Annotated in this window: 13 protein-coding genes; 10 read left to right on the forward strand and 3 right to left on the reverse strand. The window is 64.1% G+C overall.

Features of this window, described 5'->3' with window-relative positions; all coding sequences use genetic code 11:
• Positions 1-144 precede the first annotated feature (144 nt).
• The 8 genes from ACFTR6_RS02720 to ACFTR6_RS02755 all read left to right on the forward strand — a co-directional run bounded on the left by ACFTR6_RS02720 (position 145) and on the right by ACFTR6_RS02755 (position 7,697).
• Complete coding sequence (locus tag ACFTR6_RS02720; protein ID WP_377956789.1) at positions 145-528, forward strand: TadE family protein; 384 nt, start codon at positions 145-147, stop codon at positions 526-528.
• Complete coding sequence (locus ACFTR6_RS02725) at positions 516-1,556, forward strand: pilus assembly protein TadG-related protein (RefSeq protein WP_377956790.1); 1,041 nt, start codon at positions 516-518, stop codon at positions 1,554-1,556. Before ACFTR6_RS02720 ends, ACFTR6_RS02725 begins: the two co-directional genes overlap by 13 nt.
• A 42-nt stretch (positions 1,557-1,598) precedes the next feature.
• Positions 1,599-2,375, forward strand: a complete 777-nt coding sequence (cpaB, locus tag ACFTR6_RS02730) for a Flp pilus assembly protein CpaB (protein ID WP_377956791.1) — start codon at positions 1,599-1,601, stop codon at positions 2,373-2,375.
• Positions 2,372-3,565, forward strand: a complete 1,194-nt coding sequence (locus ACFTR6_RS02735) for a CpaE family protein (protein ID WP_377956792.1) — start codon at positions 2,372-2,374, stop codon at positions 3,563-3,565. The genes cpaB and ACFTR6_RS02735 overlap by 4 nt, the downstream gene beginning before the upstream one ends.
• Positions 3,566-3,955: 390 nt before the next feature.
• Entirely contained in the window at positions 3,956-5,299 is a 1,344-nt protein-coding gene (locus tag ACFTR6_RS02740; RefSeq protein WP_377956793.1) for a CpaF family protein, read from the forward strand.
• A 5-nt stretch (positions 5,300-5,304) separates the two neighbouring features.
• A complete protein-coding gene (locus tag ACFTR6_RS02745) occupies positions 5,305-6,237 on the forward strand; it encodes a type II secretion system F family protein (RefSeq protein ID WP_377956794.1) in 933 nt (310 codons plus the stop codon).
• 7 nt (positions 6,238-6,244) lie between these two features.
• Positions 6,245-7,129, forward strand: a complete 885-nt coding sequence (locus ACFTR6_RS02750; RefSeq protein ID WP_377956795.1) for a type II secretion system F family protein — start codon at positions 6,245-6,247, stop codon at positions 7,127-7,129.
• 106 nt (positions 7,130-7,235) lie between these two features.
• The gene (locus ACFTR6_RS02755) at positions 7,236-7,697 is read left to right on the forward strand and encodes an Hpt domain-containing protein (protein WP_377956796.1); all 462 of its coding nucleotides are present in this window, start codon (positions 7,236-7,238) and stop codon (positions 7,695-7,697) included.
• Between the two features lie 45 nt (positions 7,698-7,742).
• Here the strand turns inward: ACFTR6_RS02755 and ACFTR6_RS02760 are convergent, their stop codons facing one another.
• The gene (locus tag ACFTR6_RS02760; protein WP_377956797.1) at positions 7,743-8,534 is read right to left on the reverse strand and encodes a response regulator transcription factor; all 792 of its coding nucleotides are present in this window, start codon (positions 8,532-8,534) and stop codon (positions 7,743-7,745) included.
• A gap of 252 nt (positions 8,535-8,786) precedes the next feature.
• Here ACFTR6_RS02760 and ACFTR6_RS02765 point away from each other — a divergent pair, with 252 nt between their 5' ends.
• Together ACFTR6_RS02765 and ACFTR6_RS02770 are read left to right on the forward strand one after the other, a co-directional pair.
• Positions 8,787-10,454: a sensor histidine kinase gene (locus ACFTR6_RS02765; RefSeq protein WP_377956798.1), complete on the forward strand. Its 1,668-nt coding sequence runs from the start codon at positions 8,787-8,789 to the stop codon at positions 10,452-10,454.
• Between the two features lie 113 nt (positions 10,455-10,567).
• Positions 10,568-12,469, forward strand: coding sequence for a DUF222 domain-containing protein (locus tag ACFTR6_RS02770; RefSeq protein WP_377956800.1), 1,902 nt, complete (start codon positions 10,568-10,570; stop codon positions 12,467-12,469).
• Between the two features lie 159 nt (positions 12,470-12,628).
• Here the strand turns inward: ACFTR6_RS02770 and ACFTR6_RS02775 are convergent, their stop codons facing one another.
• Together ACFTR6_RS02775 and ACFTR6_RS02780 are read right to left on the reverse strand one after the other, a co-directional pair.
• Positions 12,629-13,111, reverse strand: coding sequence for a sensor histidine kinase (locus ACFTR6_RS02775; protein WP_076801255.1), 483 nt, complete (start codon positions 13,109-13,111; stop codon positions 12,629-12,631).
• Positions 13,112-13,195: 84 nt separating this feature from the next.
• The gene (locus tag ACFTR6_RS02780) at positions 13,196-14,116 is read right to left on the reverse strand and encodes a response regulator (protein ID WP_377956801.1); all 921 of its coding nucleotides are present in this window, start codon (positions 14,114-14,116) and stop codon (positions 13,196-13,198) included.
• Positions 14,117-14,227 lie beyond the last annotated feature (111 nt).

Here is a 14,227-nt window from a genome sequence, read left to right on the forward strand (position 1 = left end):
ACCCCCCTCCCCCCCGGCACCCTCCGCTTTTTCATCCCGAATGGCATTACTCATCCCCCCCCCCCAATGCGCCTGTTGTGGGGGCGTACTTCTCCCCCCACCACTCAGCCAAGCTCCCTGCGATTTCGGTGGAAAGGCCACATTGTGTCCAAGTCCAATGAACGCGGAGCCGTGGCGGTTGAATTTGCTCTTCTGGCTCCGATCCTGATCATGATTCTTCTCGGCGTTATGGAGTTTGGCCGCGCGTATAACGCACAGATCACGTTGTCTAACGCTGCCAGAGAAGGTGCACGCGTTATGGCGATTGAAAAGGATCAATCAAAAGCGGTGACAGCGGTGACACATGCAGCAGCGAACCTCAACCCGATGACGATAGAGTTCACGAGCTTCCCAAATACGACCACTCCTACAAATTGCCCTGCCAAAAGCCAAGTGACAGTCATAGTCAAGTACTCTCTAAATACAATGACTGGCATTGCTGGACCGTTTGCGATGCAGGGCAAAGGAACCATGCTATGCGGGGGATAACAGCGCCAATCGACCACGAGCGCGGCGGAATCGCGGTAATCGTCGCTTTGCTCATGGTCGTATTACTTGGCTTTGCGGCCATAGCCGTCGATGTGGCCAAACTATATTCAGAACAGGCACAACTGCAAAACGGCTCCGACGCTGTGGCGTTGGCCGTTGCACGCAATTGTGCTGTTCCCGCACCGTCAGATGTTTGCGCAGATATCTCAGAGGATCTGCGAAGACTGGCTAATGAAAATGCAGTGGACGGGCAAAGCACCGTACAAGATCCAATTGACCTGAATATCGGCGAGCGCCGAGTGACCGCCACGACTACTGCAAAGGAGAACAGCAGCTCACCGGATACGGTCTCCCTCTTTTTCGCCCGAGTCCTTGGCCTCAACAGCGCTGAGGTGAGTGCAACCTCATCGGTGACTTGGGGCAGCCCAACCAAGGGAACGGCCCCGTTCCCTCTTGCTTTCTCCGTCTGCCAAGTATCAGGAATGGTCGGCGGCGGGGACCAACTTCTACAAAGCCACGATCCGAGCGCGAATAACAAGGGCACCCCGGGGTGCACCTATGCTGGGCAGCCGGTCCCTGGCGGTTTCAGTTGGATCACACAAACGCCGGGCATCTGTGGCAGCAGCGTCGACCTCCTTACAAGTGTGAGCTACAGCAATACGGGCAACGATGCGCCGAGCAATTGCACGTCAACTGTCCAGGATTGGCAGGCGTCTATCTTGGACGGCAAGGACGTCGTTGTGCTTCTCCCCGTTTTCGACCGAGCTTCGGAGACAGGGTCGTCAGGTACCTATCATCTAACTTCCTTTGCAGCCTTCAAAGTCAGGGGCTGGAAATTGGCTTCCGGAAACGGAACCAATGCAAGTCTCATTTTCCGGAATACGAGGGCGGACGTCGGCGATCTGGCCTGCACCGGCGACTGCCGTGGCATCATCGGCAGCTTCATTAAGTACGTATCGCTTGCCGATGGCTACACGTTGGGGCCGGTCAGCCCTTATGGTGCCACGGTCGTGGAACTCACCAGCTAAAACAATGCAAATAAGCGACCCTAAGATCGTCAGGAGCAGTTCGTGAAGTCTCGGTTGTTGGCCGGCGCGGCAGCAGTGGTTCTCGCCCTCGTGGGAGCCATGCTCGTTATCAATTACGCCCACGGCGCCGACCAGCGGGCTGTCAAGAACCTTGAGCCCGTGGACGTCCTCGTGGTGAAGACGGCTATCCCCGCGGGAACGCCTGTCGAATCCATGGCGGCCTCCCTCGTCACCGAGCAGCTGCCTGCATCTGCCGTCCCGGAGTCCTCGCTCAATTCACTGGATTCCTCCAAGGGCAAGGTTGCTGCCGTGGACCTGGTACCCGGCGAGCAGCTGGTTTCCGAACGTCTCGTTGCACCCGAAGATGTCAAAGCCGCAGGATCCGTGCAGATCCCGGCCGGCCTGCAGGAGGTTTCCTTCCAGCTCGAGCCGGACCGCGTCGTCGGCGGCCGGCTGGCTCCCGGCGATCATGTGGGCGTCTTCGTCAACCTCGACAAGGGAGGCGTGGAAGACAAAGCCGATGCAGAAACCACCAAGCTGACAGTACGCAAGGCGCTGGTGACGGCTGTCCAGCGCGCACCCGAGCCGGCCGCAACGGCTCAGCCGGCACCCACTGCGAGCGCGGACCCCAATGCTGCCGATCCCCAGGACACCACGCTTCCGACGGGCTCCCTCATGCTCACCGTCGCTGTTAATGATGTCGACGCGGCAAAGATCGTCTTCGCTGCCGAGTACGCCAAGATGTGGCTCAGCAAGGAGCCCACCAATGCCAAGGACAGCGGTCCCCGGATCATCCAGCGGAGTGAGGTCTACAAGTGAGCCGCTTCGTCCTGATCACTCCGAACGCGGACTTTGACAGCCGTCTGCGGCAGGCAGTTGCCGGCGGGCTGCAGGGCGGTGTTCAGACCTTCTTTACGAACATCCTGCCTGCAGGTCCCTATGACCTGTTCGCCCAGCTGAACCAGGAACAGCCGGAGGTCCTCATCCTTGGCCCGGACGTGCCAATCGACGAGGCACTCCGCCTGGCCACCGTGCTCGACGTTCAGGTGCCGGACCTCATGGTGCTTCTGGTCAACGAACCGGACCCCACGCTGATCCTGCAGGCCATGCGGGCCGGCGTCCGGGACGTGCTCAGCCCCTCCGCCGATCCCGCCCAGCTGCGGGTGCTGCTGGAGCGCGCCTGCCAGTCCTTCGCCAACCGGCACCGTACGGACCAGCCAGGCCCAACGGAAAACCAGAGGGGCTCCGTCATTGGGGTTTTCTCCCCCAAGGGCGGCGTGGGCAAAACGACCATCGCCACCAACCTCGCCGTCGGGCTTGGCAAGCTGGCGCCCATGAGCGTGGTGCTCGTGGACCTGGACCTGCAGTTCGGCGACGTGGCCTCCGGCCTGTACTTGAATCCGGCGCACACCGTCACGGACGCAGTCTCCCCCGCCGCGGCCCAGGACACCCTGGTACTCAAGGCCTTTTTGACCGTTCACCCGGCCAGCATCTATGCACTTTGTGCGCCGCTGAACCCTGTCGAGGCCGACTACATCACTCCGGAACAGGTCACACGCCTCCTCGAACAGTTGGCCGAAGAGTTTCAGTACGTCGTCGTGGACACCGCCCCGGGCCTGCCCGAAATCGGTCTCGCGGCCATGGAAGCCTGCACAGACGCAGTCTGGGTTAGCGCGATGGATATCCCCAGCGTTCGTGGCCTCCGTTCAGGCATGGACATTCTGCGTCAGCTGGAAATCCTGCCGGAAGGCCGGCACGTGGTCCTCAACATGGCCGATTCCAAGTGCGGCCTGACGGTCCAAGACATCGAATCTACGATTGGAGCCCCCGTGGACGTCAGCGTCCCCCGTTCACGCGCCGTGGCACTGTCGACCAACCGTGGCGTGCCCGTCCTGCTGGATGCCAAGAAGGATCCAGCCGCTAAAGGCTTGAGCCAGCTGGTAGACCGCTTGGGTCCCGCCGTCGGAGCCAAGGAGCAGCGGAGCGCTCACCGTCGGGTGGTGGTCTAGATGAAGCTCTCTGAGCGCATCCAGGCTGCGCAGCTGAAGTCTGAAGTCCCGGGCGCCCCGCTGCAACTTCCGCCGCTACCGACGCGTTCTCCGGCGCAGGTTGCTTCCGAGCCAGCTCTCATGCGTGCCGTCCCCGCCCCGGTCCAGGCAGCAGCAGCTGCGTCGTCGGTGAGCAGTGGGTCGCGGGCAATCTCAGGTGTGACCGCATACCAGACGCGTGCAGCACGTCGTGCCGCCGAAGCGGCAGCCGCCCAGGCTGCGGCTCAGGCACAGCCGGCACCTGCTACAGCGACGGCACCGGTCCAAGACACTGGGACGGAGCATGCTCAGCCCACGGCTACGGCTCCACTTCCAGCGGCGGGCCGCCGCCAGGCGCCACAAGCAGCACCGGTGAAGCCCACCATCACGGCGCCGGAGCCCTTCAAGGCGAAGACCCAGCAGCCGGTTGACGTTTTTGCTGCCCTCAAGCAGCGTGCCGCCACGGCACTGTTCGAGCGCATGGGTGCGCGGTTCAATGACTCGACCCTCACCGAGCAGGAACTCCGCCGAACAGCGCGCGAAGAACTCATCCGCATCATCGATGCCGAACAGGTGCCGCTCACTCCGGATGAGCGGACGCGCCTGGTGGCAGACGTCGCTGATGACGTGCTCGGCTACGGCCCTCTCCAGCGGCTCCTCGACGACCCCGCCGTCACCGAAATCATGGTGAACCGGATGGACCAGATCTACGTGGAGCGCAAGGGCAACCTCACGCTGACGGACTCGCGGTTCAGCTCCGAGGAGCACCTGCGGAAGGTCATTGAGCGCATCGTGTCCAAGGTGGGCCGCCGCATTGACGAGTCGTCACCGCTGGTCGACGCCCGGCTGGAAGACGGCTCGCGTGTGAACGCAGTCATCCCTCCCCTCGCCGTCGGCGGTTCCTCGCTGACCATCCGTAAGTTCAGCAAGGTGCCGCTCACCGTCCAGAACCTGATCGACTTCGGCACGCTCACCCCGGAAATGGCCGAGCTGCTCAACGCCTGTGTCAAAGCCAAGCTCAACATCATCGTTTCGGGTGGTACCGGCACCGGTAAGACCACTCTGCTCAACGTCCTGTCGTCCTTCCTGCCGGCCAACGAGCGCATCGTGACCATCGAGGACGCGGTGGAACTCCAGATCCAGCAGGAACATGTGGTCCGGTTGGAAAGCCGCCCCCCGAACACGGAAGGAAAAGGCGAGGTGACCATCCGCGAATTGCTCCGGAACTCCCTGCGTATGCGCCCGGACCGGATCGTGGTGGGCGAGGTCCGTGGCGGGGAATCCCTGGACATGCTGCAGGCCATGAACACCGGCCACGACGGTTCGCTGTCCACCGTGCACTCCAACTCCCCCCGCGATGCGATCGCCCGTCTGGAGACCCTGGTCCTCATGGCGGGGATGGACCTGCCGCTGCGCGCAATCCGTGAGCAGATCGCCTCCGCGGTGAACCTCATTGTCCAGATCTCGCGTCTGCGCGACGGCTCTCGCCGCATTACCCATGTCACTGAGGTGCAGGGCATGGAGGGCGACATTGTCACGCTCCAGGATGCCTTCGTCTTCGACTACTCGGCCGGCGTTGACCAGAGCGGCAAGTTCCTTGGCAAGCCCGTTCCCACCGGCATCCGCCCGCGCTTTATCGACCGCTTTGAAGACCTAGGCATTCACGTCTCGGCCGGCGTTTTCGGCGCTGCCCCTGTCTCCCCGGAAAGGTACTGACTCTGATGCTCGTGACATTTGGAGTCATCCTTGTGGTTGCTTCTGTGCTGCTGGGCGGCGTGGCGGTGCTCATTCCGCGCACTCCCACAGTGCCGCTTGACCGGCGTCGTCCTTTCCGCGCGGAAGCGGACTCTCAGCTCACCCGGTTCGCCGGCAATGCTGTCCAGTCCATCGACCGTGTCCTCGCCAAGAGGAACGTCCGGTACTTCAACCGTGAAAGCCTGGAGAACGCCGGTCTCCGGCTGAGCCAGGCTGAGTTCATCCTGCTGGTCATGGTGGGCGCCTTTGTGGGAGCCCTCATCGGGCTCGTCGTGGCCGGACCGCTGCTGGCCATTCTGCTGGTCATCGCGGCACCCTTCGTCGGCCACCTCGTACTGGGCTTCCTGGCCGGCAAGAGGCGGGCCAAGTTCGATGAGCAGCTGGGCGACACCCTGCAGCTGCTGTCCGGCAGCCTCCGGGCAGGCCACAGTATCCTGCGGGCAATCGACGCCGCCGCCACCGAGTCACAGGCTCCGACGTCGGAGGAAATGCGCCGTATCGTCTCCGAAACCAGTCTTGGCCGCGACCTGCTCGTGTCGCTCAACGACACTGCCGACCGCATGAAGAATGAGGACTTCGTCTGGATTTCCCAGGCCATCCAGATCAACCGCGAGGTGGGCGGAAACCTTGCGGAGGTACTCGATCAGGTGAACGAGACCATCCGCGAGCGCAGCGAGATTAAAGGCCACATCAAGTCGCTGGCGGCCGAGGGCAAGTTCTCCGCCTATATCCTCATGGCGCTCCCCATCGGCATCGTGGTCATGCTCTCGCTCGTCAACCCGGGCTACATGAACAAGATGTTCACCAATCCGCTCGGCTGGATCATGATCGTGGCATCCGTCATCCTCATGACCATTGGCGGTCTGTGGATGCGCAAAATCATCGACCTGAAATTCTGAGGCCACTGTGGATCCCCTGATTTTCTTAGCGCTGCTTCTTATCTGCCTCCCCCTCGCATACCTGGCATGGTCCTTCCTCTCCGTTGACCGGAAGGCGCTGGCCCACACACGGGACCTCCTCACCCGCGGCCTGCACCGCGCCGAGGTGGAGAAAAAGCCAAACAGCGGCCTCATCGAAAAAATCGGCTACCGCCTCACGCCGGCCGGCTATGTACACAAGCTCGACAGGCTGCTGGCTCTGGCAGGCCGCCCGGCGTCGATGCCGCTTGGGCGCCTGCTTGCCACTAAGCCCGCTCTAGGTTTGGTCGGCGGCCTCCTCGGGCTGTACATCAGTTCCATTGGAACGACGCCGATCATGAAGCTCGTGGGCATCTTCGTCCTGTTCCTGGGCTACTTCATCCCGGACCTGATGCTCTACAGCAAGGGCCAGGAGCGGCAAAAGGCCATGCAGCTGGAGCTCGCCAACACCCTCGACCAGATGCTGATTTCCGTCGAGGCAGGCCTCGGTTTCGAAGGAGCCATGGCCCGCGCCGGCGAGAACGGCAAAGGTCCCCTGGCTGAGGAACTCGTCCGGACCCTGCAGGACATGCAGGTGGGCCGGAGCCGCCGTGAGTCCTATATCGCCCTGGCCGAGCGCACCAATATCCCCGAACTGCGCAGCTTCGTCCAGGCCGTGGTGCAGGCGGACACCTACGGCATCGCCATCAGCCGGGTGCTCCGTGTCCAGGCCAAGGTCATGCGCGTCAAGCGCCGCCAGCGCGCCGAGGAGAAGGCGATGAAGCTGCCGGTGATGATCCTGTTCCCGCTGCTGTTCTTCATCTTCCCGGTCCTCTTCATTGCCATCCTGGGCCCGGCCGTCATCAACACCATCGAGACCTTTGCGAACCAGTAAACTGCGGGCTTGCGCGGGATTTACCCCAACACAAGGTACACGCAGGGTTTCCACAGGATCCAAGCTCAATCAGGGTTTTCCCAACCTGAGAAAGTAGCCTTAAGCCATGTCCCTCCCAGGTTCCGAAGCAGCCGACAGCAGCGCCAACGGCGTCTGCTCACCGGCGTCCGCGGGGCCAGGTGGCATGCATCACAACGAATCGGAGAGTGCCACCTTGCCCGTACTGGATCTTGACGTCCTTCGCGAGCTCGAAGAAGACATGGGCAGCACAGGCATAGCGCACAACTTCGCCAGGGACTACATCAAAATTTGGAACAAGCGCCGGACCTACCTTGAAGCGTCGATCGCAGATGACGATGCCGACGCCGCCATGGACGCCGTGCTCAGCCTGAAGAACTCCGCCCTGATGGTGGGCGCCTCACGCCTGGCCCAGCTGGCGGTGAACCTGGAACGCCTCGTCAATAACGGCGATCTGTCCGCTGTACGCCGGCTGCTGCCATTCGTGGCGTTGACCGGCGAACAAACCGTCTGCGGCCTGAAGCAGGGCTACCTGCCGCCGGAGGCCTGAAGCCCATAGCGGCACGGCCGGAGGCCTAAGCCTCCGCCCGAGACCCTACTCCGCCCGCTTCGGCGCCAGCCGGTAGCCGACGCCGCGCACCGTGACCAGCCAGCGGGGGTCCTGCGGGTCCTCGCGAAGCTTGCGGCGCAGGTTTCCGATGTGGACTTCCACGGCCCGCTCGTCCGCTTCACTGATGTAGGTGTCCTCGCGGTAGTACTCGCCCCGCACCACACGAACCAGGTCTGCCCGCGTGCGGACGGCGCCCGTTCCCCTCAGCAGCTCGTGCAGCAGGTCGAATTCGCTCCGGGTCAGCCCGAGCGGCGTGCCACGCAGTGCCACGGTCCGGGTTTCCGTATCCAGCGCCAGCCCGTTGTGCTGCAGCACCGTGCTTCTGCGGGGACCGCCCGGCCCGCCGGAGCCACCCGCAGCCGGCTCCGCCGCAGGCGCAGCCGCTTCACCGGCACCACTCGAAGCCACCCGGGGCCGGCGCAGCATGGCCGAGATGCGGGCACGCAGTTCACGCGGCCGGAAGGGCTTGACGATATAGTCGTCGGCGCCGCCCTGAAGCGCCGTAATCGTGTCCAGCTCGTCATTCCGGCCGGTGAGCATCACGACGTAGGCGTCGCTGAACTGCCGGATGCGGCGAAGGACCTCAAAACCGTCAATGTCCGGAAGACCGACGTCGAGCGTTATTACGTTTGCCTGGCGCTGCCTTGCGACGTCGACCCCGTCACGGCCGGTGCCGGCCGAGTGCACTTCAAAACCTGCCTGCTGCAAAACCGCGTCGAGGAGATTCCGGACATCAACGTCGTCCTCGATAACCACGGCGACACCAAGATCACCCACCACTACCTCATATCCAGGTAAAACCACCGCACAGCCCAGCGCAATGCGGTAAGCATTACCAGATTACCTACGCTACAACGTAGAAGCCCCCAAAGAGCGAAAATTGCCCATATCTTTTAGTCGCACACCGGTGAGTGGTGCCGTCCCCTCCAAATACCGAAGAATAGCTGTGCATAATGGGCTTCATGTGTTCGTTTAACCACGAGTGGTCCCGGAATTCGGAAGTGCAGCCGGGTACCGGGCGCGGCCGCGTTGGGTGAGCAGGTGCTGGTCCGCGACACGGACCAATTCTTCCGCCGCCTAAAGCCCCGGGTCCAGGTGGCGCTCTGCCAGCTCCCAGTAACGGTTATTCTCGCCGCGCTGGCAATCGCCGCCCCCGCAGTGTGGCCCACCCTGATCCAGAGCAGCGTGTTTATCGCCGCCATCGTCATGATGGTTGCCACGTTTCTCGGCTGCTTTCTGGTTCCCTGGGAACGGCTGCCGCCCAACGCCTACCTGGTTATTCCAATACTCGATCTCGTGATCATCGGGCTCGCCCGCAACGGCGCCGTTCCAGCCGTGGCCGGACTCGGAGTTCTGGCGATATTTCCGGTGATCTGGCTTTCCAGCTCCGACACCTTCCCGCGGACCACCATATTCCTGAGCTTTTTCGGCCCGCTCCTCATCGGCATTCCCACTCTTCTGCAAAAGTTTCCCAACATTTCACCTTCGGACATTGCCACGGCAATTCTGCTGCCGCTAATGATGGTGGCCGTCTCGGTGGCCATCAGGTTTGCCAGCGCGAATGTGCGGTTGCAGCGCCAAAGACTGGAGCAGAAGGACGCCGAGCTCCGCGAGCTGCTCGGGGAAAGCAGAAACCGCGAACGGCTGCTCAAGACCATTCTGGACACCACCGACGTCGGCATCGTGGCGGTGGATGCCGACGGCCAGAAAGTGCTGGTCAACGACCAGCAGAAAACCTTCAGGCAGGCAGCAGCCCCTCCGGGCGTGGAGCAGCCGATGGAAGCCCAGCAGCTCATGTTCGGCCAGGACCGGGTGACCCCGCTTCCGTTGGACAAGCGCCCCATCCACCGCGCCATTGCCGGCGAGACTTTCGCGGACTATCTGGTGTGGCTGGGCGAGGGCGCCTCGCAGCGGGCGGTCGCCACTGCTGCACGGATCATCAAGAACGACGACGGCGGGTTCAGCGGGGCGGTCATCGTCTTCAGTGATGTCACTGGGCTGGTGGAGGCGCTCTCCGCCAAGGAGGAGCTGATCTCCAACGTTTCCCACGAATTCCGCAGCCCGCTGATGTCATTGGTGGGCAACGTGGACCTGGTGCTGGACGAAGCGGAGGCCCTGTCCCCCGAATCCGTACACCGCCTGGAAGTTGTGCAGCGCAATGCCGAACGGCTGCTCTCCCTGGTCTCCGAGCTTCTGGTGTCGGCGTCCGCGGTCCTGGCCGTGCATCCCCGCCGGACCGACCTCGCTGGCCTGATCGAAAACAGCATCGGCTCCGTCCAGGCCCAGGCCGACGCCAGCAACGTCTCCCTTGCCACGGACGTCCCGGCTCCCCTGTGGGCCCACGCCGATCCCCTCCGCATCAGCCAGGCCCTGGACAACCTGGTGTCCAATGCCATCAAATACTCTCCCGACGGCGGCAAGGTCACCGTGAGTGCCAGGCGCCGTGACTCGTGGGTGCAGCTGAAGGTCCAGGACACGGGCATGGGGATCAGCGAGGAGGAAACGTCGCGCATCTTCACCCGGTTCTTCCGCAGCCAGGCGGCGCGTCAGGCTGCTATTCCCGGCGTCGGGCTCGGCTTGTCCATCACCAAAACCATCGTGGAGCGGCACGGCGGCGACATTTCCTGCGACAGCAAACCCGGCGCAGGCACCACTTTCACCCTCACGCTGCCGGCCGAAGGGTCAGCGGAGTCCTGACGCGGTATACGTCAGTTGAGGGGTTTTCCACACCTCGGTTTTCCACAACTCGGTTTTCCACATAGGCTCCGGACCCCGTCCTTTTCGTTGTAGGCCAGTGGCATGCTCTCCTTATGGACAACAGTGCGGCTGCTGCGGAGGCCTTGGAGGCTATTGGTGCCTCGGCCCTGGCGCTGGCTGCTGAGCTGCGGAGGGCCGCCGACCCGGCTCCGGCAGGTTCGGATCCGTTGCCGGAGCACAGGGACCCGCTGCAGGTGCGGTCGGATGTGTTCCTGGCTGGTCTCACGGAGGCAGCCGGGATGGAAGCCCGGCTTGCGGCCGTGAAGGTGCACCTCGGGACGGGGTTCGCTGCCGCGGAGGCGGCGATGGCGGCGCCGGATGAGCGCCTGTCCGCCAGCGCGGCCCGGGAGATGTCGGTGACCGCGTCGGTGGCGTGTGCCCTGACGGTGAGCGAAGGTGCTGCGGCGCGGTTTTTGGCCGAGTCCGCGAGGCTAAGCAGGGATTTGCCGTTGACGCTGGCTGGGATGGGGGCAGGAGCGTTTTCCTGGCAGCACGGGCGCATCATGTGCGATGAGACCGAAGGGCTGTCACCTGAAGCGGCCGCAGCGTTTGAGGCCCACTTCCTGGACCCGGGCGCTCCCAACGCGGCGCGGGGCTGTCCGGCCGGGGAGCTGGCACCGGCGAGGTTCCGGGCCAAGGCACGGTATTGGCGGGAACGGCACCATCAGGACAGCATCGAAAAACGGCACTTCAAGAGCGTGAAGGACCGGCGACTGGAGTACACCCCGGACCGGGACGGCATGGCGTGGATTTCGGCGTTCCTGCCCGCGGACCAGGCCGCCGGGATCTGGAACCGCACCACCGCCATCGCACGTGGTCTCCAAGGCCCCAACGAAACCCGCACCCTCACCCAACTCCGGGCCGACGTCTTTTCCACGTCGCTGCTCCGTCCAGCCCCGGGGGTTACCGGTGGGGCAGCTGGTTCCGGGCAAGGAGGCTCCTTCCCCGGAGGCTCCGCCCCTGCCGGCGAGATGACGGCCGGTAAGGTGCCGTCCCCGCAGGCGCAGGCGCAGGCGCAGGTGCTGGTCACGGTTCCGGTGTTCTCGCTGCTCGGCCAGACCGAGGAACCAGCCACACTCGACGGGTACGGGCCGATCCCGGCGTCCATGGCCCGCCGGCTTGTCGCCGAGGGCGCAACGTCGTTCTTCCGGGTCCTCACCGACCCCCGCGACGGGGCACCGTTGGAGATCGGGCGCACCAGCTACCGGCTCACCAAACCGATGCGGCAATGGCTACGGCTCCGCGACGCCAAATGCACCTTTCCCAACTGCACCAACCACTCCCTCGACAACGACGCCGACCACATCCTCGCCTGGGCCGACGGCGGCGGCACCGGCGTCAGCAACCTCGGCCAGCCGTGCCCGAAGCACCACCGCCTCAAACACACCACGGCGTGGAGACCGGCCGGCGCCACGAGGGAGAGCCCGCCCGGCTGGATCTCACCATCCGGGCGCCATTACCCCGCCGAACACCAGGACTGGGAACCACCCACCTGGCCAGACAACTTTGTGCCAGACAACTTTGCGCCGGACAACTTTCAGCCGCGCTGGTCCGACGCGACACCCGGCCACCCGGAACTGCCACCAGGTCAGGCGTGGCCAGGTTTCCCGGACTTGTTGGACGCCCCGGCAGGCCAAGCCGGGCCAGAGCCGCCCGAGTGGCTAGAGTCCCCGGACTCGTTCGACGCCCCGCCAGGCCAAGCCGGGCCAGAGCGGCCCGAGCGGTCAGAGTCCCCGGACTCGCTCGACCTGTCACTCGGCCACGACTTGCCAGAGTCGCTGCTATGTTCCGAGGGTCCGGAATGGTTCTATTCACGGCTCCGCCAAGCCGTGCCGGATTCGCCCGACTCACTCGGCCCTCCGGATTCACCAGACGATCTCGATAACCTGAACGGGGCTCAAGGGCCACTCGTACCAGGTCGGCAGCCAAGGCCTCGACCCGTCCAAAACGCCTAACAACATTAGCGACGTCGAACGCGCGGTGATACTCGACGAACTACTGGCTCCCGACGGCCCGGAAGCACCCATGCAAGCGGGTTCATCGCCTCTTCGGTCACCATCCGCTGCAGCGTAGAACGGAGAGCAGCGTCGAACGGAGACAAGGGACAATCCGCCCTAGTCCAGCGGCAAGGTCACGGTGACGGATGTTCCCGCCGGGGACGACTCCATTGCCAGCTGGCCGTCCGCGGACGTCACCGCCAGGCGCATGAGCCGCAGCCCCATACCCGAGTGCCTGCCGTGGGTTGCGGCCTCAACATCGAAGCCGGCCCCGTCGTCGGTCACGCGGAGCTGGATAGCGTGGTTGTCACCTGAGCGGCAGACGCACCAAAGCCGGACGGTCACGGTAGACGCCTCGGCGTACTTATGGATGTTGCTGAGGAGCTCCTGCGCCGCCCGGTAGAGCAGCGTGGCAGACTTCCTGTCCACTTCCATGCCGTGATGGGGCGCCTCGAGGTGCACGGTGATCCCGCGTTCGCGCAGCGGGATGGCCAAACGGTCAATCGCCCCCGCGACGCCAAGCGCATAGAAATCAACCGGATGCGTATCGGTCAGAACGCCACGGACTGCAACGACGTCGTCGCTCGTAAGTGATTTCATGCATTAAAGGTGCGCCCGCTGCCTTGTTATTTTCTTGTAATCTCTCCGGCGTGTCCCCCGTTTGCAGGGACGCGCCGCCAGCCCCTACGCCAAGGTGTACCCTGCGCCGCGGACCGTCCTTAGCCAGCGGGGGCGACGCGCGTCATCTCCGAGCTTGCGGCGGAGGTTACCGATGTGGGTTTCGACGATTCGGCCGGGGTCCCGCGTCCCGCCACCGGGGCTGTCCGGGCTGCCGGATTCCCGCTTCACGAGGCCTAGAAGCCCGGCGAGTTCCGCCTTGGTGACTATGCCACTGCCGCGCTGCAGCAGGATGTACAGAAGGTCGAACTCGGTGCGGGTCAGCTGCAGGGCACGGCCGCCGAGGGTTGCGGCGCGCGCTGCGCAGTCGATCGCCAGCCCCTTGTGCTCATAGGCTTTCGCGACTGACGGGTCCTGGGCCACTGGAAGGCCGGCCACTACGCTCGACGAAGGGACCGGCTGTGGGCGCGGCACCACCCTTGGACTCGGCCGGGGCTCTGTCCGCACCGGCTGGGCCCGGGGCACCGGCTGCGCCCGGGGCACGGGACGTGAAGCCCGGAGCCGTGGGGAAACCAGCGGCGGTTCCCGGGGCGTCACGATTGGAGGAACCATCAGCTCCCGGGGCCGGCGCAGCATGCCGTCGACGCGGACGCGGAGTTCCCGGGGCCGGATGGGCTTGACCATGTAATCGTCGGCCCCGGCGTCGAAGGCCCGGAGCGTCGTCCCAAGGTCGTTCCGCGCCGTGACCACCAGGATGTAGGTGTGGCTGAATTCGCGGATGCGCCGCAGCACCTCGTAGCCGCCCATGTCGGGAAGCACCAGGTCCAGCGTGACAGTGTCAGGCTGCTTTGCGCGCACCAAGGCAATCCCGGCGTCACCGGTGGCAGCGCAGTGCACCTCGAAACCGGCTTCCCCGAGCGTGGCCTCCAGCAGCGAGCGGACTTCCGCATCCCGCTCGATGACCACAACAACGCGACGATCATTCATCCCTTACCCCCTGTAAGGACCGCATGACTTAAGACTGCGTCCCAGCCTACTAGCCGGATACGCGTAAACGAGGGACCACCCTCACGTCCTGCAACACAACGTCGCGGACCG

This window comes from Arthrobacter sp. NPDC057009, assembly GCF_042673905.1.
Taxonomy (GTDB): Bacteria; Actinomycetota; Actinomycetes; order Actinomycetales; family Micrococcaceae; genus Arthrobacter.

Coding starts and splice junctions, on each gene's coding strand:
- ACFTR6_RS02755 (WP_377956796.1), top strand. CDS start 7,236: ATGTCCCTCCCAGGTTCCGAAGCAGCCGACAGCAGCGCCAACGGCGTC.
- ACFTR6_RS02725 (WP_377956790.1), top strand. CDS start 516: ATGCGGGGGATAACAGCGCCAATCGACCACGAGCGCGGCGGAATCGCG.
- ACFTR6_RS02780 (WP_377956801.1), bottom strand. CDS start 14,116: ATGAATGATCGTCGCGTTGTTGTGGTCATCGAGCGGGATGCGGAAGTC.
- ACFTR6_RS02770 (WP_377956800.1), top strand. CDS start 10,568: ATGGACAACAGTGCGGCTGCTGCGGAGGCCTTGGAGGCTATTGGTGCC.
- ACFTR6_RS02745 (WP_377956794.1), top strand. CDS start 5,305: ATGCTCGTGACATTTGGAGTCATCCTTGTGGTTGCTTCTGTGCTGCTG.
- ACFTR6_RS02775 (WP_076801255.1), bottom strand. CDS start 13,111: ATGAAATCACTTACGAGCGACGACGTCGTTGCAGTCCGTGGCGTTCTG.